We start from the raw sequence: 18,384 nt of genomic DNA, 5'->3' as shown, positions 1-18,384 counted from the left end.
TTACCAAATTATCAAATTCCCTAATTGAAAACATGAGTAAATTATTAGATATAAAAACCCTCGGCCAGTTAAAGCAAACAGGCTATAAAAGCCGTTCGGTTAAAGACGAATTACGTGCTAACCTTATTGAACAGCTTAAAAAACGCGAAGGCGGCTTTGAGGGCATCATAGGCTTTGAAGATACTGTGATCCCCGATCTGCAAACTGCTATCCTGTCACGTCACAATATTTTACTGTTAGGCTTACGCGGCCAGGCTAAAACCCGTATTGCACGCTTGCTGGTTAACCTGCTTGATGAGTATATCCCATACATCGAGGGATCAGAATTGTTTGATGACCCTTACAACCCAATCTCCTGGTATGGTCATAGCATCATAACCGAAAAAGGAGATGATACCCCCATCGGCTGGATCCACCGCTCTGAGCGTTATACCGAAAAGTTGGCCACCCCCGACGTTACCGTAGCCGATTTAATTGGTGATGTTGATCCAATCAAAGCTGCCACCTTAAAATTAACCTATTCGGACGAACGTGTAATCCACTTCGGCTTGATCCCACGTGCACACCGTGGCATTTTCGTGATCAATGAGCTGCCCGACTTGCAGGCCCGGATCCAGGTATCGCTGTTCAACATACTGCAAGAAAAAGATATCCAGATCCGTGGTTTTAAATTACGCTTACCACTGGATATCCAGTTTGTGTTTACCGCCAACCCTGAAGATTATACCAACCGTGGTTCGATAGTAACACCGCTTAAAGACCGCATTGAGAGCCAGATTTTAACACATTACCCGCGTTCGGTTGAGATTTCACGCAAGATCACGCAACAGGAAGCGTCCCTCACCGATGATCAGCGTATCGCTATTGAGGCTGATGGTTTGGTTAAAAACCTGGTGGAACAGATTGCTTTTGAAGCCCGTAACTCTGAGTATATCGACAAAAAATCGGGTGTATCGGCGCGTTTAACCATTTCGGCCTATGAAAATCTGATCAGTAATGCAGAGCGCAGGATGATCATCAACCACGAAAAAACCACCTTTGTACGGATTACCGACTTTTTAGGCGTGATCCCTGCCATCACCGGTAAAATTGAGCTGGTTTATGAGGGTGAACTGGAGGGACCAGGCAAAGTGGCCAATATCCTGATAGGTAAAGCCATCAAAAGCTTACTGCTATCGTTTTTCCCTGACCCGGAAAAGGCTAAGAAAGCCAAAGCCCCTAACCCATATGCAGCTATCATTAACTGGTTTGGGGATGGCAACAATGTAGCTTTGGTTGATGATATGCCCATGCAGGAATACAAAAAAGCGCTGGAAGAAGTTGTGGGGTTGAAAGACCTTGTAAAAAAGATCCACCCGCGTTTGGGCGAAAGCCAGCAATTGCTGCTGATGGAATTTGTACTTCACGGCCTGTCGGAATTTTCACAATTGAACAAAGGTTTCCTGGATAATGGCTTCGCGTTTTCGGATATGTTTAACAGTTTATTTAACTTGCAGCCCGATGACGATGACCTTGATATTGACGACGACCGGTACTAAAATATATGGCGCTATATGATTTTTAAAGCGCTAAGTATATTGTTCTGGATCATAATTGAGCTGCTGGCCGACCGGTATGTTTTATACGGTATCCGAGGCGCGTTCAAAAAATGGCGATTGCTTCAATCAAAAGCATTCGCCATTTTTTATTGGGGCTTTTCGGCCTTGTGTGTGGCCGCGCTTTTAACTGCCGGTTATATTACCATAGCAGGTACGGGTGTACGCGCAGCCTGTTTACTGGTAACATTTATCCTGCTCATCTGTAAATTTACTTTTATACCATTCATTTTTGCCTATGATATCAGGCGAAAAATTGCGCTGAAAAGGAAAAAAACTGATACCTCAATTCCTCTCTCAACTGCTCCCGCCGCTGCCACTAATATTGATGTCATTCCTCGTTCCGAGTTTCTTTTAAAAGCAGGCTTGCTTGCCGCAACCGTTCCCCTGGCCGCAATAAAAAAGGCCATGCCCAAAGGTTCGTATGATTATCATGTACTGTATCAAACTATGTATCTGCCTAATCTGCCAAAGGCCTTTGATGGCTTAAGGATCGGGCAGATCTCGGATATTCATTCAGGCAGCTTTTATAATAAAAAAGCGGTGCTCGGGGGTGTTGAAATGCTGCTGAAAGAAAAACCTGACCTGATATTTTTTACCGGCGATCTGGTTAACGATGAAGCATCGGAAATGACCAGCTACCAGGACATTTTCACTAAAGTAAAAGCCCCCCTCGGTGTTTTTTCAACCCTGGGTAACCATGATTATGGCGACTATGGCGACTGGAACTCCCCGGCGGCTAAAAAGAAAAATCATGATGACCTGATAACCACCCATAAAAACATGGGCTGGAACCTGCTCAGGAACGAGAACCGCCGCCTTAAAATTGACGGTGAGGAAATAGGGATCTTAGGCATTGAAAACTGGAGCGAATACAGCCGCTTCCCCAAATACGGGCGAATGGACCTGGCCGTAAAAAACACCGATGACCTGCCAGTAAAGCTCCTGCTCTCGCATGATCCATCGCATTGGCGGGCCGAGGTATTACCTAAATATCCACAAATTGATGCTATGTTTGCCGGGCATACCCACGGCATGCAATTTGGCATACGTACCCCGCATTTTCAATATAGCCCTATAAAATATGTTTATAATGAATGGGCTGGTCATTACCAGGAAAACAAACAACAATTATATGTAAATGTAGGTTTTGGTTTTGTTGGTTTAACCGGCAGGGTTGGAATATTGCCGGAGATTACGATATTTACATTAAAAGCAGGCCGCGATCCCTCATTACCAATTTCCTAAAAGATCCAGGCAGAAGCTGCTATCCTTTTACCGATGAAGAAATTACTACAGTCTGTATTAGATTTTCTGCTCTTCAGTAATATTTTCATGTCGCTTTGTGCTGTAGCACAGGCCTTGTTAACCTTTCACTTAATAGGATCAAAACCAGTGTTCCCTGTTTTGGGCTTGTTATTCACTTCAACACTGGGTATTTACAATTTTTGTATCCTGATCACCAGGCCGGCCAAGCCCCAAAGGTCGCCCTATAGAAGGGTACGCTGGTTTTTTGCGCATTACAGGCTAATGGTAACGTTTACTATAGTCTCATTGCTATCGTTGATCCCGCTTTTCTTCATCATCACTACCGAATCAAAGATCCTGCTCATATTTCTCAGTGTTTTATCATTTGGCTATGGTTTACCCCTGTTTAGTGTAGGCGATCACAAGTTTGGTTTACGAAATATCCCCGGTTTAAAGCCTTTTTTAATAACCCTGGTATGGACAATGAGCTGTGTACTGTTCCCGGTATTGGAATCAATGCATAATCATCTAACCGATATCAGCATGCGCGATACTACAATACTCATAGCCAAGCGCTTTTTATTTATAGGTGCGCTGACAATACCTTTTGACATCCGTGATCTTTTTGATGACCGTAAAGTAGGCCTTAAAACCATTCCTGTAGTTTGGGGCAAAAAAAATGCTTATCTGTTTTGCCAGGTATTGCTCACTGGCTACATTGTACTCATGTTCCTGTTCAGGCAAAATGGCTTTAGCCTTGATTTCTTTGCACTCACACTTACTATGTTCCTTACCGGCTGGCTCATCTTCAGATCGGCCTGGGAAAAAAACGAGTATTATTACTTTTTTTATATGGATGGCGTACTGATCTTACAGTACGTAATTGTAGTAGTATTCAATGCTGTTAAATATTTTCTCCATTAAAACATGGCTGCCAATTATAATAACTCGGCATGGTTTTATGATCGGCTTTCAAAATTGGTATATGGCAGGGCATTAATAAACGCGCAAGTTTATTTATTAGGCTTTATTCCACCAAAAAGTAAAATCCTCATCGCCGGCGGCGGAACAGGCTGGATCCTGGAGGAGCTCGCCATAATATACCCGGAAGGCTTAAACATCACTTACGTTGAAATTTCGGCCAATATGATTGCACTCTCGCAAAAGAGGCAAATTGGCCAAAACGTGCTAATCTTTATTAATGATGCAGTTGAAAATGTAAAACTCGCCGCCGACTTCGATGTCGTGATCACCCCTTTTTTGTTCGATAACTTTGTGGAAGAAACGGTTGACAATGTTTTTAACCATTTGCACAACCTGCTCAAACCCGGTGGCCTCTGGCTCAATGCCGATTTTCAGCTTACCGGCCGCTGGTGGCAAAACGTGCTGCTCAAAAGCATGTTTGTTTTTTTCAGGTTGCTTTGCGGGATAGAAGCAAGCAAGCTGCCTGCTATCGAAAAGCGTTTTGATGTTACGCGATATAGCGTGATTGAGGATAAAACTTTTTTTGGGGACTTTATTGTGGCGAGGGTTTATAGGAAGGCTGTATAAGATAAATTGTGTAAAAGACGTCATCGCGAGGAACGAAGCACCCCCCTACTGTACAGAGAGATTTGCATAGCCGGTCTGCTTCATGGGGATTGCTTCGTTCCTCGCAATGACGGGTATTTAAGAGTATTATTCGATTACTGGTTATAAACAAACTTATATCCTATCCCCCTTACAGTTTGTAAGTACTGCGGCGAATCGGCATTGGTTTCAATCTTTTTACGCAAGCGAACGATGTGCATGTCAAGGGTGCGGGTATTTACATCGGCGTTGTAGCCCCAAACTTCCATCATCAGTTCTTCACGGTTTATAACCTTGTTTTTGTTTTTAAGGAAATAAAGCAGGATCCTGTTTTCGAGGATGGTCAGCTCTATCTTACGGCCATCGCGGATGAGGAGGTGCGTGTTAGGCAGGTGCTCCATGTTAGCAAAACGGTATGATTCGGGTTTTTCGCTGTTAAGAGAAAACTTGATTTTGTTCTCAATCAGCGCCACCAATACGTCCATGTTGTAGGGTTTGGTGATATAGTCAGATACCCCAAAGTTATAGGCTTCTATCTTGTCAACATCCTGCGCTTTAGCGGTCATCATGATGATGAGTTTATCGAATCCTTTTTCGCGGATATTGCCGCAAACTTCCGAGCCCGGTTTGCCAGGCAGCATCCAGTCTAACAGAACAATATCAGGCTGCTCGGCCAATATCATGGTTTCAGCTTCATTGCCATTACCGGCTTCCAGTACCTTGTACCCTTCTGATTGCAAACGCTCTGAAACCAGGAAACGCAGGTTCTCGTCATCTTCAACCAGCGCAATTTTAATTTCTTTGTTCATATCTTAATTTTCATATGGAAGCGTAACTATAAATTCCGAACCTTCGTTAACCTTACTGTGAACGGTTATATCACCGTTCATAAAATTAACCAGTTCTTTACAAAATGCCAAGCCAAGGCCAACGCTCCCGTTTTGATTGTATTGGTTTTCTATTCTGTAAAACTTCTTAAAAACGTTATTCAGTTCATTTTTTGGTATCCCTATCCCCTTATCAGCAAACGAAAACACAATATTGCGCTTTTCCTGTGAAATATTGATGAACAGCTCCTTTTGCTGAGGATGCGAATACTTGTATGCATTTTCAATAAGGTTTTGAAAAACACTTCCTAATAATACCGGATCGGTATAAAAAGTTTCAACCCTGTTGATTTTAAATTTAATATTAAAATCAGCGTACTTTATTTTAAAGGTATCAATATACCGGCTAATAAAGTCCTCTATATCAATTTCTTCCTCTTTTAGCGTAATGGATTTATTTTCAATCTGTGTAAATGAGAGCAGCTTGTTCATCAACTCATTCAGCTTATCAGCTTCCTCGTCCAGTATCTTACCGTAATGGCGGCGTTGCCTTTCGGTAAGTTCGCCATCGCCACGTAAATTTGACCCTGCTATTTTAATTACACTTACCGGTGTTTTAAACTCGTGGGTAAAGTTGTTGATAAAATCATACTGAAGCTTGAACAGCTTCATATTCACGTTCAGGTTACGGTATATAAGCCAGCCTATTAGCATTAAAAACAGGGTCATTAATAATACAATAGCTCCGATAGGCATAAAGCGGCGGTTAATTTCGGCGGTTAAATAACCCTGTGCCGAACTAAAGAACAACTTGTAATCAGAAAAAGCAACCGGTAACGACACCTCGGTTATCAGTTTATCGCCCTCACTGTCAATAGGATCATATACTACGGGTTGAATGGATACATTTTCGTACAGCTCGGGATGCGTATTTTTCACCTTGATCAGGTACGGGTCGAGATAAAAGGTCATCATGTTTTGCTTATATGAAGCCCCTTTGCTGTTACCCAGCATTTGCATGTCACGATAGATACGGACATCCTCGCGCCTGAGAACGTTGGTATAACTGATCTTATCGGGTTTCACATCCCAAAAAGCCTTAAAAAGTTCATCCTGACTTGATACGCGTGATGTATCTGAAAAGGCTATATAATTACTTAATTTAATAGCCATCTCTCTGAAATCATCTTCATTGACTGTTCTCCGCTGCTCGGCCCCGTACACCTTGTCATTAACGTGCCAATACTGATAAACCGCCTTAGCAGCTATGTTCAAATTATTTTTGCGCACGGTCATCGTAGTTTTGCCGCCAATGAGGGCATCATAAAAGATAACGCGGCGCACAAAATTATAATCATGAAAAACAGAGGCCGCATATTTACCTGCCGATGCCGAATCAAGAAAACCCTGGTAGGAGGTGATTTCAGGGATCTTATTCTGAAAAAATTCATAATATGGCTTAATGGTTTGTTCCAGTACCTCAACCTTTTTTGAGGAAAACTCATTTTCAACATACTTGGCGGTGAGGTTATAAGATATAAACAGGGCTACCACAAAAGTTATGGAAATGAACACCAGGAAAATGGTGATCAGCGTAAAGTTTTGCCGGTAAGCGTTTTTCTGTAATGCCATATCGGATTATGGTTTAACCCGCATATTCTTATCCAAAAACTTCTCTATTTCGGCATACATCTCCATACGGTTATGTTCGCTCCTGAAATATGCACGTTCATTGGGTTTTAAAAAATATTTTACATCTACGTTCCGTTTGCGCAACTCACGCACAAACTGGTTAAGCTCACTGATATTGGCCCGCTGATCTTTGGCACCTTGAAATATAATTAACGGAACCTTAATTTTATCGGTATGAAAAACCGGCGATATCGCTCTTAACTGGTCGGCATCTGTTTCGGGATTGCCAACCATTTCGTAGGTCATTTTTAAATAAGGCTTAACAAATGGTGGTGCATCTTTAATATAGGTAAAAAAGTTAATAAGCCCATATTGTACTACAGCACAACTGTATAGTTCAGGATGGAATGACACGCCGTAAAGCGCCGAAAAGCCCCCAAAACGACCGCCAAAAATGGCAATCTTTTTAGGGTTTGCAACTTTGGTATCGATAAGCCAGTGTACCCCATCGGTAATATCATCCTGAATTTTGCCGCCTACCTGTTTATATCCCGCACTGCGAAAAGCTTTACCATAACCTGTTGATCCCCGGTAGTTAACCTGGAACACGGCATACCCACGATTGGCCAAAAACTGCACCTGGTCGTCATATCCCCAGGTGTCGCGCCCCCATGGCCCATCGTGCGGCATAACTACCACCGGATAATTTTCGCTTTTATCGCCCCTGGGCAGGGTTAAATAACCATTTATCAACAAGCCGTCACGTGCACGATACGATATAGGTTTCATGGCACATAACTCTGCCGGAACGAGGCTTGAGTTAAGATCGCTTAGCTTGGTTAACTTGCCACTGTTTTTTTCAAAAAGATAGTATGAACCGGGATTACGGTCGGTATAAGTGTTGAGGATAAATTTATTCTCAGAGCTGTCGCGGTCAACCACCCTGATCTCATTACCCTTAAGCTGTTGCTGAATGGTTTGGTACATCTGCTCAACATCAGGAGCAAGGAAGTGCTTACGCGGCATTGATTCGTCCCAGCCGGTAAATTCTATCCGGTGTTTATTTTTCGAATACTCAAAGCCGGTAATATCCGCTTTGCTGCAACTAAAAATTGTCCTTTCTTCCTTACCATTCTCCGCATTGATCTCAACCAGGGCCGTCTTGTCGCGGTTTACGTTTGATAGCGCATAGAAATAATTTTTAATACCTGTAAATGCTATAGGCCTTACTGCATTCTTAAAATTATTTTCAATAATAGGCTTAAAAGGCTTATCCTCATCGGGGCGAAATAAGATGGTTTCGTTAACCCCGTCTGATGCCCTTTCCAGCCGGATCCTGCCGTCGGCATCTGCAAACCACTCAGTAATATTACCCGGGTTAAGCAGGTAAGTCTTCATTTCGCCGGTTTTTACGTTGAGGCGGTAAACATCAAAGTTACCCGGATCACGCTCATTGGTTTTAATAGTGATGACATCCGGCTGCTGACGGTTGCGGTTAACCAGCCCTATCCTCACATTACCAAGCGATAATATAGTGCGGCTTTTATTAGCAGCCACATCAAAGGCATACATCTTAACCGAATCGGTAGCGATAAGATCCTGCGAAAAAACAAGCTGGTTATTGTACGTCCAGAAATAATCACCTCTGATTGAATAGTCCTCAAATTGAGTAACCATCCGTTCCTTACCATCAGCTAATGACTGTATAAATATGTTTTGCTTATCTTTAAATGGCTTAAGGTATGAAACATATTTGCCATCGGGCGAAATTCGGTAAAAGCTCCTTTCGGGTGTCTTAAAAAAGTCAATAATGGGTATTTGCCTTACTTTACTCCTGTTGCAGGAAAAGAAGACAATAATGCAACTCACAATAAGAAAAAATCTGACCCGGCTCAACATAGCTACAAATACCCCATTTTATTCACGTACTCAAATTAGATAAATAAGTTCGATGTTATCAAGATGTCACTACAATTTTACCCTTATATACCGTTATATAAATAATATGGCAAACTGGCTTAAGCAATCCTATTAATTGATTATTTTTGAACAAATGAGGGCTTTATATATTGTTATTATTCTTGCTTTTTGCTTTAGCAGCAGGCTGCTTGCACAGGACAATGAACTGCTGCTGGCCAAGCAATATAATGCAAATGGCGAACCGCAAAAAGCACTTGAAATTTATCAAAAGTTATACAAGCAAAACAACGAGAATTACTATAGCGTATACGTAAATACACTGCTCAACCTTAAAAAATTTGATGAAGCCGAAAGCATCACCAAAAAACTGATCCGCCGCCATCCTGATGACCACCAGTATGCTATAATGCTGGGCAACATTTACACGCAGGAGGGCAATATGGCCAAAGCTGACGCTATTTATGATGACCTGATCAAAAGCCTCCCTGCCGATCAGGGTGAAATAACTGCCCTGGCATCCCAGTTTTACCAAAGCGCTAATATTGATTATGCGATCAAAATTTTTCAGCAAGGACGGAAACTGCTTAAAAATGATAACATGTTTACTTATGAGCTTATTAACCTTTACCGTTTTAAGCGCGACAAAATATCCCTCACCGACGAATACCTGAACTTCTTACCCCAAAACCCCAACTTTATAAACCAGGCAGAAAATGCTTTTTCAAATGTATACGAGGGTAGCGCTGATTATGATATGCTTAAAACAGCTTTGCTGAGGCGCATTCAGAAAGACCCGCAGCAAACCATTTATGCCGATCTGCTTACCTGGCAATACCTGCAGCAAAAAGAATTTGATCTGGCCCTTAACCAGGCATTGGCCTTAAGTCGCCGGCAAAATGACGATGGTAACAGCATCTATGACCTCTGCCGTACCTTCATTGCCAATGATGCTTATGACGAAGCCATCCGCGGATATGAATACATTATCAGCAAAGGGAAAACATCGTCCTTATACATCCCCTCAAAGATTGAGTTGATCAACACCAAAAACCTGAAAGTAACATCGGGCAAATACCTGCCCGAAGATTTGCTTGGACTTGAAAAAGACTATAACGACTTGCTCACCGAATTTGGCCGTAACAGCAGCACCGCCTTTGCCATGCAGAAGCTGGCCAATCTGCAAGCTTTTAAGCTTCACAAACTTAAGGACGCCCAAAAATTATTGGAAGAAACTACCAGGTTAAATGGTATCAGGCCAAACCTGTTGGCCGATTGTAAGCTTGATTTAGGCGATATTTACCTGCTTAACAACCAACCCTGGGAAGCCACCCTGCTTTACAGCCAGGTTGAGAAAGATTTCCCAGCTACTGCCATCGGGCAGGATGCTTTATTCAGAAATGCGAAAATGGCTTATTATACCGGAGATTTCACCTGGGCAAAAGGCCAGTTAGATGTGCTGAAGGTTGCGACATCGCAATTAATAGCAAATGATGCACTCAACCTATTGTTGCTGATCCAGGATAATCTTGCGGCCGATAGCAGCGGGGCAGCACTTAAAATGTACGCCCGGGCAGATTTGCAGATTTTCGCTCAAAATCCAGAAAAGGCGGTAATAATATTGGACAGCATTGGCAAAAAGTTCCCGAATAATGCTTTAGAAGATGATATCATGATGGCTAAATCACGTATCCTAATCCAGCAGAAGGATTATGCCGGAGCGGCACCCCTGCTGAAAAAAATACTTGAAGAACATCCTGCAGACCTGTGGGCCGATGATGCTGTATTTATGTTGGGCGATATTTACGAAAACAGGTTGAACGATAAAACCATCGCCAAAACCTATTACCAGAAAATTATAACCGATTATCCCGGCAGCCTCTGGATCAACGAAGCCCGCAAACGTTTCAGAGTATTAAGGGGCGATAAACCGGATGCGTCTTAAAGTTGGTAAGTGGTTGATTAGGTTAAATGGCGAGTGGTTATCTAAATTGCTGCTGTTCTGAGTATGCCAACCAGTCACTTAATCAACTACTCACTAAATCAACCATTCACCCAATCAACTTAAATAACTAATTTTACAACATGATTGTATACAACGATACCATAATAATTGACGAAACCATTCATGACGAATGGCTTAACTATATCAAAACCATCCATATCCCGGCTATCATGGCTACCGGGCATTTCAGTTCGTACCGCATCCTGACTGTTATTGATTCGCCTAACGAAGGAGTTACCTATTGCATTCAATACAATGCAGATAGCATTGACCATTTTCAGCAGTTTTATATGAACCACCTGCACAAATTCCAGGCCACCCACCAGGAAAAATTTAATGAAAAGTTTGTGATGTTTAATACCCTGATGGAAGAGGTGGAATAGGATTAAATTGCAGCCTACTTCGCAAACATCACCTTCATAGCAGTTACCTGTTTTATACAACGTGCTGGCTTCATTTCATCCTGAACAATGATTCGGAACGGCCCATCAGCCGGGGCTAAGGGCTGACCATCGATTTTATCAGCAAGAATGATCACGCGGTCGGTAAAACCTTTGTCCAGTTCGGCAAGGGCAAAAAGTACCTGGTAACCGTCACTGGCTTCAACTAAAAGATATTTGACAAGGTTTTTACCATGTAAGTCGGCGCCCAGGGTAACACCTGCTTTAGTCAGTATTTCGGATACAATTACGCCCGAATAGATGTGGGCTTTTCCGTCCTTGTCCTTACGGGTAACTGTGGTTTGCTTGTATTGCTGCAACTCGGCAGGGCCAATGGTTAGTGGATTTGTTACTTCTCCGGTTACTTTTACTACTGACTCTTTGGTTACGGTTTGGGCATGGGTTGCTAAACCGGCAATCAGTAAAAGCAATACAAGGGCATATTTTTTCATGGTTGATGTTAGTTTTTTGTTGATTGATGTAGATCTGCAGAATGCTTATCTCATATGGCGGTTTCGTTATATTTTAAAAAACACAACGCAAAAATGCAGAATAGGATCGACAAATCAATCCACCACGAATACTGTTTTTTAATTTTCAATACTAAACCCAGAAAAAACCTTTACTTTTTACTATTCCTTTCTAAAAATTGAAAGAATTTTTGCTGCAAATCTTTAAACTCCCCGATAATTTCCAGCCCAAATGGTGTAAGCAAGGCTACTCCACCACCCTTTCCACCTCTTTTTGAAATTACCAGCGGCTGTTTAAAACCATCGTTCATGTGGTTAACTAAATCCCAGGCCTGCTTGTATGACATTTTCATTTGCAGCGCGGCCTGCCTGATGGAGCCCGAGGCATGGATCCGCTCAAGTAACTCAACCCGGCCATGGCCAAGTACTTTTTCCTCGGCTATTTCTATCCAGATACGGCCGTTAAGTTTAAATGAAGGGATTTCCATTAATAATTGTTAATCACCAAATTTATCAATGTTGGCACATAACTCATGTTACTCCCTTGCTTTTTTTTGAGCGCGTAGCATTTGGCCATAATCCATGCGGCGCACCATGGCGTTAACGGTTTGTGCTATACGGTTAGCTCGGGTAACTTCCGTTTTAGCGCTCTCAATCCATTTTATAAAATATCCCCGGTGGCTTCCGGCCAGGCTATTGAAAAACTCGCCGCCTTCAGGTTCATATTCAAAACACTCCAGCAGATCATCCGGAACAATGTATTTAAAATCATCATCGGGTTCAAGGCGTACCCGGAGCGTGGCCCCGCGATGTTTATGGATAGCTTTACAGATCTCTTTTCGCAAAGCTATGATAAAATTCCCTTCGCCCATAGGCATCAGGGCCATACCGCGCACCTCAAACTCATCCAGTTTACCTTTTACACGAAATGACTTTTTATTGCCGGGTTTCATTTCCTGCGCTATATCGGCGGGAATCTCAATGTATGTCCACCCTGTTTTTTCACCCTGTTCGGCAAACTGTAATATAATAGTATTAAAATCAACCATAAGTATTATTCAACGGCATATTGTTACCATCATGCCTAAAAAATATGCGAAAATGTTAAATGTTTGTTAAATCGTCATATTTAGTTGTATCGGCTGTAACGTAATGCATGGTACCGATGTCTTATGAGTATAAAAACAATTTAAAAGTTAAAAACCTAAAAAACAACAACAATATGAAAACTTTAAAATCAATCATGCTTGGCTTAGCCTTATTAGTAATAGGCACTGCTGCAAAAGCAACAGATAAAATAGAAGGCGACAATTTAACCAAAAACTACGCCATCAACACTTATATAGATGCCATGACCCGCGGCAAAATACAAGGCTTTAACGAAGTGGTAGATCAATCGGCAAAATTCAGCATGTTACGCGGTACTAAAGTATTAAGTTTTACCAAAAACGAAGTAGTTGACTTATTAAAAGCCAATAAAAATACTGAGCAGGACTGCGTTACCAGCACCTCAATTGTTGAAAGCAACAACGACCTGGCCGTAGTAAAAGTTGATATGAAATACAGCACTTTTACCCGTAGCAACTATGTAACCGTTACCAACACCGGCAGCGGCTGGAAAATCACAAACGTGTACAGCGTTTTTAAATAAGTAAGTTTTAGTTTAGTGTTTAATATATAAGTAGGTAAAGGCCCCGTTGGTGCGGGGCCTTTTTTATTTTATTTCACCAGCGGATCAAGTACCTTTTGCCATTTATCATAACCTTTGCTATTAAGGTGCAGGTAATCGTTATTAAACAAACTTGAATCAGGGGCTGTAGTACCCGGCTTGTAAATAGCCGGAACCAGGTCGACATAATAACTTTTTGGTTTACCTTTCAGATAGCTTTTCACCAGCTCATTCGCGGCATAAACCACATCATAATATTTAGCGCGCACCGGACTCGGTTTAATCGACATGAAATACACTTCGGCATCCGGCAATTTCTGATGGATTAGTTCCCACAGCTTTGCAAATGAAGCGGCAACCGCCTGGGCCGATATACCTGCCGCTATATCGTTTTCGCCGGCATAAACAAAAATTTTGCGTGGCTTGTATGGGAACAGGATGTAAGGCGTGTAATAATCTGCTATCTGCCATAATTCGCAACCGCCTACTCCCCTCCTTATAATAGGCATACCGGCATACCGCTGCTCGAGATCTGTCCACTTACGGATAGATGAACTGCCAATAAATAAAATACCACCTGGTTTTGGAAAGCTCAGGCTATCCTGGTGTTTAAATGCCCTGATCTCATTATCAAACGGGAAACCCTGCTGGGCCAATACACCGGCGCTAAGTGCGAGGCCGATGAAGAGTAAAAACAATTTTAGTTTCATTATGGGGTAGCTATGCGTTCTTCAAAAAATAAAAACGGCAATTGGTTTTCAATGCCTTTGATGATCCAAACCGGTCCATCTTCGGCATGCAATATAATTTTTATTGATTGATTTTGCTGCTTTTCGCATTCAGCTAATACCTGTAAACAGGATCCGCATGAGGTAATTGGTTTTACAATAGGAAAATCATCTGAGTGTGCAGTTACCGCCATAGCCTCGATAGGATCATCAGGGTGATTGGCTCCCCAGTTAAACAATGCCACCCGCTCGGCACATAAACCCGATGGATAGGCTACATTTTCCTGGTTACTGCCGTAAATAATTTTACCGCTTTGCAAACGAAGTGCAGCCCCAACACGGAATTTGGAATATGGAGAATGGGAATTCTTTAACGCTTTCTGTGCTTCAAGGCACAGCTGCCTGTCGGCTTTATCAAGATCGGCCGGCGACTCATATTCGTCAAAGGCTATTTTAATTTCGTGACTTATCATATATTATCGACCCTTGTTAAAAAATCGGGGGAAACAAGATAAGCAAATTTTAACAGGATTAAAATTTTGAAAAGATTTATTTACATTTATTCCATTATCTAAACTCACTCACGCTCATGCAATTTATTAAATCACTTAAATTTCGCTGCTTAATTTTATTTACAACTGTCATTACTTTAAATGGATGCAGCTTTAACAATACTTATATAAACAGGGAAGAGGATAAAAAAGACGGTGAAAAAGTAACGAATAAACTTTTTGAGCTTATAAAAGCTAAAAAGTACAACGACACCTTTAAGCTTTACAGTAATCAGTTTTGGGCGGTTACAACCAAGGATAAATTACTTGAGTTATACACCGCAACAGAAAACAAACTTGGCGACCTTGACTCAACAACGGTAAACAAATGGGAAACACGCAGGGTTGTGGGGACTAACCCATCTGCAGAATATGTTTTTGCATACAACACCAAACACAGCAAATATAAAGCGGTTGAATCGATCAGGCTTGTAAAAGAAAAAGATGGTTCGATTAAAATCCTCGCCTATAATATCAACTCCGACGGCTTCTTTAAATAAAAAGCACATAATCAAAACAAAAAATTAGGGCATTACAAAAAATTGAGCTAGTGGTATATGTTATCACCGCACCACTTTACGGCTATTTCAATTATTGCAATCGTATCCCACATCGTGCGGTATGGTGAAAACACTGACCACTGGCTTGAAACAAATTAGGGGATTTTCTTAAGTTACACAACTCAGGAAAATCCCCTAATCAGGCAAATCAAGGTTTATACAGCCACTGGCAACTCTTCCTCAGCTTCAGTTTCTTTAGCTATTGTTGGGTTGATAGTTTCATCATCCTTTTCAACCCGCAGGTTATTAACGATATGCATTTGACGGGCTGGAGTATTTTTGCCCATAAAATATTCGAGGAGCGCCTTTACGTTGGCATCCCTTAATATTACCGGGTCGAGGCGCATATCTTTACCAATAAACAAACCAAATTCATCGGGCGAAATTTCACCTAAACCTTTAAAGCGCGTGATCTCGGGTTTGTTGCCCAATTTGGCAATCGCGTTGCGGCGTTCCTCATCGCTGTAGCAATAAATGGTTTCCTTTTTATTACGCACACGGAATAACGGCGTTTGCAGAATCGAAACGTGACCGGCCTTCACCAGGTCGGGAAAAAACTGCAGGAAAAAGGTCATTAACAACAGGCGAATGTGCATTCCATCCACATCGGCATCTGTAGCTATCACAATATTATTGTAACGTAAAACATCAAGGCCGTCTTCGATATTTAAAGCGTGTTGCAGCAGGTTAAATTCTTCGTTTTCGTACACCACTTTTTTGGTTAAACCAAAACAGTTGAGCGGCTTACCTTTCAGGCTAAACACAGCCTGGGTCATCACATCGCGCGATTTGGTGATCGATCCACTGGCCGAATCACCCTCGGTAATGAACAACGTGGTATCCTGTTTACGTTCGTGTGTATCGTCAAAATGTACTTTGCAATCGCGCAGTTTGCGGTTATGCAATGATGCTTTTTTTGCACGCTCGTTGGCCAGTTTTTTTATACCTGCAATATCCTTACGCTCCCTTTCTGATTGCAGGATTCTTTTTAGCAAGCCATCAGCCGCTTCTGTGTTTTTATGCAGATAATTATCAAGTTCCTTTTTAACAAAATCGTTAATAAAGCCGCGCACAGACGGCCCTTCCGGACCAATATTTTGCGAGCCCAACTTAGTTTTGGTTTGCGATTCAAAAACCGGCTCCTGCACCTTTATGGCGATAGCGGCAACAATTGAAGCTCTGATGTCTGATGCATCAAACTCTTTTTTATAAAACTCGCGCACGGTTTTTACTACCGCCTCGCGGAAGGCGGCCTGGTGCGTACCGCCCTGGGTAGTATTTTGACCGTTAACAAATGAGTAATATTCTTCTCCGTATTGCTGGCCGTGGGTCATGGCTATCTCAATGTCCTCGCCTTTAAGGTGGATAATCGGATAGCGTAAGGTTTCAGCATCGGTATTGCGGGTGAGCAGGTCATAAAGGCCGCGCTCCGAAAAATACTTTTGATTGTTAAAGTTGATGGTAAGACCTGCATTCAGGAACACGTAGTTCCAGATCATACTTTCTACAAACTCCGGGATAAACCGGTAATGCCTGAAAATGGTGTCGTCGGGTATAAAATTGATAGCGGTACCATTACGCTGGGTGGTATCTTTTTCGCTCTCATCACGAATCAGTTCACCTTTGGCAAACTCGGCCAGTTTGGTGCGGCCGTCGCGGTATGATTGTACTGTAAATGAGTTGGAAAGCGCGTTAACCGCTTTGGTACCTACCCCATTTAAACCTACCGATTTTTGAAAGGCCTTGCTATCGTATTTACCGCCTGTATTTATTTTGGATACACAGTCGATCACTTTACCCAAAGGGATACCGCGGCCATAATCGCGCACCGATACCTTATGGTCGCTCATGTTCACTTCAATGGTACGGCCCGATCCCATTACAAACTCGTCTATCGAGTTATCAATGATCTCTTTAAGCAGTACGTATACACCATCGTCATAAGCAGAGCCATCGCCCAGTTTACCAATATACATACCCGGGCGTAAACGGATGTGCTCCTTCCAATCGAGGGAGCGGATACTATCTTCACTATAATTAACTGGTTCTGCCATGTATATAAAGTAGAAAATTAAACAGCGTAAAATACGCCTAACTGCAAAAATAAAACTTCCCGCCTGAATTAACGGAGAGCAAATATCAACTTATTAACATTGGGGGATTGGGAATCCTTATAAAAAAGAGAGGGTGTGTGATCCCCCTCTTGATATAGTAATGCCCATCAATAGGGGAATTTTATCTCATGCTGACATCCTCTATGGCTTAAACTTCAAGCAATTACTTGCCCTGTCTACATTTTTAAAAAACTCGGGGCCTTTATCATTAGTAAAACAAACAGCCATAATAGTGCCGGTATGGTTACGCTGTAATGCGATAAGTAGCGCGTATTTATAATGCTTGGTAGCAGGCAAATCGAGCAGATTTAACAGGTATGACTTACCGGCATCAGCTTTATATCTATTTAAAACGTTAACCGGTATGCTCCGCATAAAGTTATCCCTTTCGCCGGTAAAGGCTATGGCGTGCGCCCTGCTCATATTTATATATATCGAATCGGGATTTTCGGTTTCCCGGTCAATATCATATTGCCCCTGCTCATAACTGGTATAATTCTGTTTCTGGGATTTTACCTGGAACCATACTTCAAAATCCTGCCCCGGCAACTGCAACGCATAATCAAATGAAAAATCCTCATCATTGGGAGCGGGAATCTCTTTAAACCCCCTGGGTGGGGTATAAATTACATTGGCCTGGGCCAAAAGCTTGGTAAATTCTTTAAACTGATCTGTACCTGCTGTTTTGAGCTTTGAGTAGCCAGGCTTAACCTTCGCAGTTGTATGTTTCTTGTTGTTTTGGGCATATAACGGCCTTGGACTTATCTGAGCTATGCTTTTTGTAAAGCACAGCAATGATAAAGCCATAAGCAATAAGGGCCGGTTTAACTTCAAAATAGTTTTCATTTAAGGGGCAGCCAGGAAAAAACCCGGGTATAGCACCATAGGTAAATATATAAACAAATTAATTAATCAACACCCTCTCGCATCCAAATAACCGCTATGCTTTAACGACAATATCAATCAATTATTTGTTGCATTAATAATTTTTACGCTTGTGATTTGTAATTGTTGCAAGTCTATCCAAACGTAACAATTTTGTTATAAATCAATATTAAC

At 41.9% G+C, this 18,384-nt stretch carries 18 protein-coding genes; 8 read left to right on the top strand and 10 right to left on the bottom strand.

Features of this window, described 5'->3' with window-relative positions; genetic code table 11:
* The first annotated feature begins 32 nt into the window (after positions 1 to 32).
* The 4 genes from ACP26M_RS24560 to ACP26M_RS24545 are packed head-to-tail and all read left to right on the top strand — an operon-like array spanning position 33 to position 4,394.
* Positions 33 to 1,538 (top strand): sigma 54-interacting transcriptional regulator, encoded by a 1,506-nt coding sequence (locus tag ACP26M_RS24560; protein WP_090530404.1) that lies wholly within the window; start codon positions 33 to 35, stop codon positions 1,536 to 1,538.
* Between the two features lie 15 nt (positions 1,539 to 1,553).
* A complete protein-coding gene (locus ACP26M_RS24555) occupies positions 1,554 to 2,843 on the top strand; it encodes a metallophosphoesterase (RefSeq protein WP_426584076.1) in 1,290 nt (429 codons plus the stop codon).
* Positions 2,844 to 2,876: 33 nt separating this feature from the next.
* Positions 2,877 to 3,767 carry a hypothetical protein gene (locus ACP26M_RS24550; protein ID WP_426584074.1) on the top strand — a complete coding sequence of 297 codons (891 nt, stop codon included), beginning with the start codon at positions 2,877 to 2,879 and terminating at the stop codon, positions 3,765 to 3,767.
* Positions 3,768 to 3,770: 3 nt separating this feature from the next.
* A complete protein-coding gene (locus ACP26M_RS24545; RefSeq protein ID WP_426584072.1) occupies positions 3,771 to 4,394 on the top strand; it encodes a class I SAM-dependent methyltransferase in 624 nt (207 codons plus the stop codon).
* A gap of 134 nt (positions 4,395 to 4,528) precedes the next feature.
* On the opposite strand, the gene ACP26M_RS24540 is transcribed toward ACP26M_RS24545, so the two are convergent.
* The 3 genes from ACP26M_RS24540 to ACP26M_RS24530 are packed head-to-tail and all read right to left on the bottom strand — an operon-like array spanning position 4,529 to position 8,740.
* Entirely contained in the window at positions 4,529 to 5,221 is a 693-nt protein-coding gene (locus ACP26M_RS24540; protein ID WP_090530416.1) for a response regulator transcription factor, read from the bottom strand.
* A 3-nt stretch (positions 5,222 to 5,224) separates the two neighbouring features.
* Positions 5,225 to 6,871 (bottom strand): sensor histidine kinase, encoded by a 1,647-nt coding sequence (locus tag ACP26M_RS24535; RefSeq protein WP_426584069.1) that lies wholly within the window; start codon positions 6,869 to 6,871, stop codon positions 5,225 to 5,227.
* Positions 6,872 to 6,877: 6 nt separating this feature from the next.
* A complete protein-coding gene (locus ACP26M_RS24530) occupies positions 6,878 to 8,740 on the bottom strand; it encodes a prolyl oligopeptidase family serine peptidase (RefSeq protein ID WP_426584067.1) in 1,863 nt (620 codons plus the stop codon).
* A 184-nt stretch (positions 8,741 to 8,924) separates the two neighbouring features.
* Here ACP26M_RS24530 and ACP26M_RS24525 point away from each other — a divergent pair, with 184 nt between their 5' ends.
* A complete protein-coding gene (locus tag ACP26M_RS24525; protein ID WP_426584065.1) occupies positions 8,925 to 10,733 on the top strand; it encodes a tetratricopeptide repeat protein in 1,809 nt (602 codons plus the stop codon).
* A gap of 140 nt (positions 10,734 to 10,873) precedes the next feature.
* A complete protein-coding gene (locus ACP26M_RS24520; protein ID WP_426584063.1) occupies positions 10,874 to 11,176 on the top strand; it encodes a DUF4286 family protein in 303 nt (100 codons plus the stop codon).
* A gap of 14 nt (positions 11,177 to 11,190) precedes the next feature.
* On the opposite strand, the gene ACP26M_RS24515 is transcribed toward ACP26M_RS24520, so the two are convergent.
* The 3 genes from ACP26M_RS24515 to ACP26M_RS24505 form a co-directional block, all read right to left on the bottom strand.
* Positions 11,191 to 11,685 (bottom strand): molybdopterin-dependent oxidoreductase, encoded by a 495-nt coding sequence (locus ACP26M_RS24515; RefSeq protein WP_426584061.1) that lies wholly within the window; start codon positions 11,683 to 11,685, stop codon positions 11,191 to 11,193.
* Between the two features lie 170 nt (positions 11,686 to 11,855).
* Positions 11,856 to 12,191 (bottom strand): winged helix-turn-helix domain-containing protein, encoded by a 336-nt coding sequence (locus ACP26M_RS24510; protein WP_426584059.1) that lies wholly within the window; start codon positions 12,189 to 12,191, stop codon positions 11,856 to 11,858.
* Positions 12,192 to 12,239: 48 nt separating this feature from the next.
* Positions 12,240 to 12,752: a YdeI/OmpD-associated family protein gene (locus ACP26M_RS24505; RefSeq protein WP_426584057.1), complete on the bottom strand. Its 513-nt coding sequence runs from the start codon at positions 12,750 to 12,752 to the stop codon at positions 12,240 to 12,242.
* A gap of 173 nt (positions 12,753 to 12,925) precedes the next feature.
* Here ACP26M_RS24505 and ACP26M_RS24500 point away from each other — a divergent pair, with 173 nt between their 5' ends.
* On the top strand, positions 12,926 to 13,354 hold the full coding sequence (locus tag ACP26M_RS24500) for a nuclear transport factor 2 family protein (RefSeq protein WP_176625312.1): 429 nt from the start codon (positions 12,926 to 12,928) through the stop codon (positions 13,352 to 13,354).
* A 68-nt stretch (positions 13,355 to 13,422) separates the two neighbouring features.
* Here ACP26M_RS24500 and ACP26M_RS24495 read toward each other — a convergent pair whose 3' ends face one another.
* Positions 13,423 to 14,082 carry a GDSL-type esterase/lipase family protein gene (locus ACP26M_RS24495; RefSeq protein ID WP_426584055.1) on the bottom strand — a complete coding sequence of 220 codons (660 nt, stop codon included), beginning with the start codon at positions 14,080 to 14,082 and terminating at the stop codon, positions 13,423 to 13,425.
* Entirely contained in the window at positions 14,082 to 14,573 is a 492-nt protein-coding gene (locus tag ACP26M_RS24490; protein WP_426584053.1) for a cytidine deaminase, read from the bottom strand. Before ACP26M_RS24490 ends, ACP26M_RS24495 begins: the two co-directional genes overlap by 1 nt.
* A gap of 116 nt (positions 14,574 to 14,689) precedes the next feature.
* On the opposite strand from ACP26M_RS24490, the gene ACP26M_RS24485 reads away from it, so the two are divergent.
* Positions 14,690 to 15,151: a DUF4019 domain-containing protein gene (locus tag ACP26M_RS24485; protein WP_176625316.1), complete on the top strand. Its 462-nt coding sequence runs from the start codon at positions 14,690 to 14,692 to the stop codon at positions 15,149 to 15,151.
* Positions 15,152 to 15,366: 215 nt separating this feature from the next.
* Here the strand turns inward: ACP26M_RS24485 and ACP26M_RS24480 are convergent, their stop codons facing one another.
* Positions 15,367 to 17,265 (bottom strand): DNA topoisomerase IV subunit B, encoded by a 1,899-nt coding sequence (locus tag ACP26M_RS24480; RefSeq protein WP_426584051.1) that lies wholly within the window; start codon positions 17,263 to 17,265, stop codon positions 15,367 to 15,369.
* A gap of 201 nt (positions 17,266 to 17,466) precedes the next feature.
* Entirely contained in the window at positions 17,467 to 18,132 is a 666-nt protein-coding gene (locus ACP26M_RS24475) for a hypothetical protein (RefSeq protein ID WP_426584049.1), read from the bottom strand.
* Between the last annotated feature and the right edge of the window lie 252 nt (positions 18,133 to 18,384).

This window comes from Mucilaginibacter sp. R-33, assembly GCF_049949235.1.
Lineage (GTDB): Bacteria > Bacteroidota > Bacteroidia > Sphingobacteriales > Sphingobacteriaceae > Mucilaginibacter.
The sequence above is the reverse complement of the archived record's forward strand: the minus strand, read 5'-3'. Positions and strand labels throughout refer to the sequence as shown.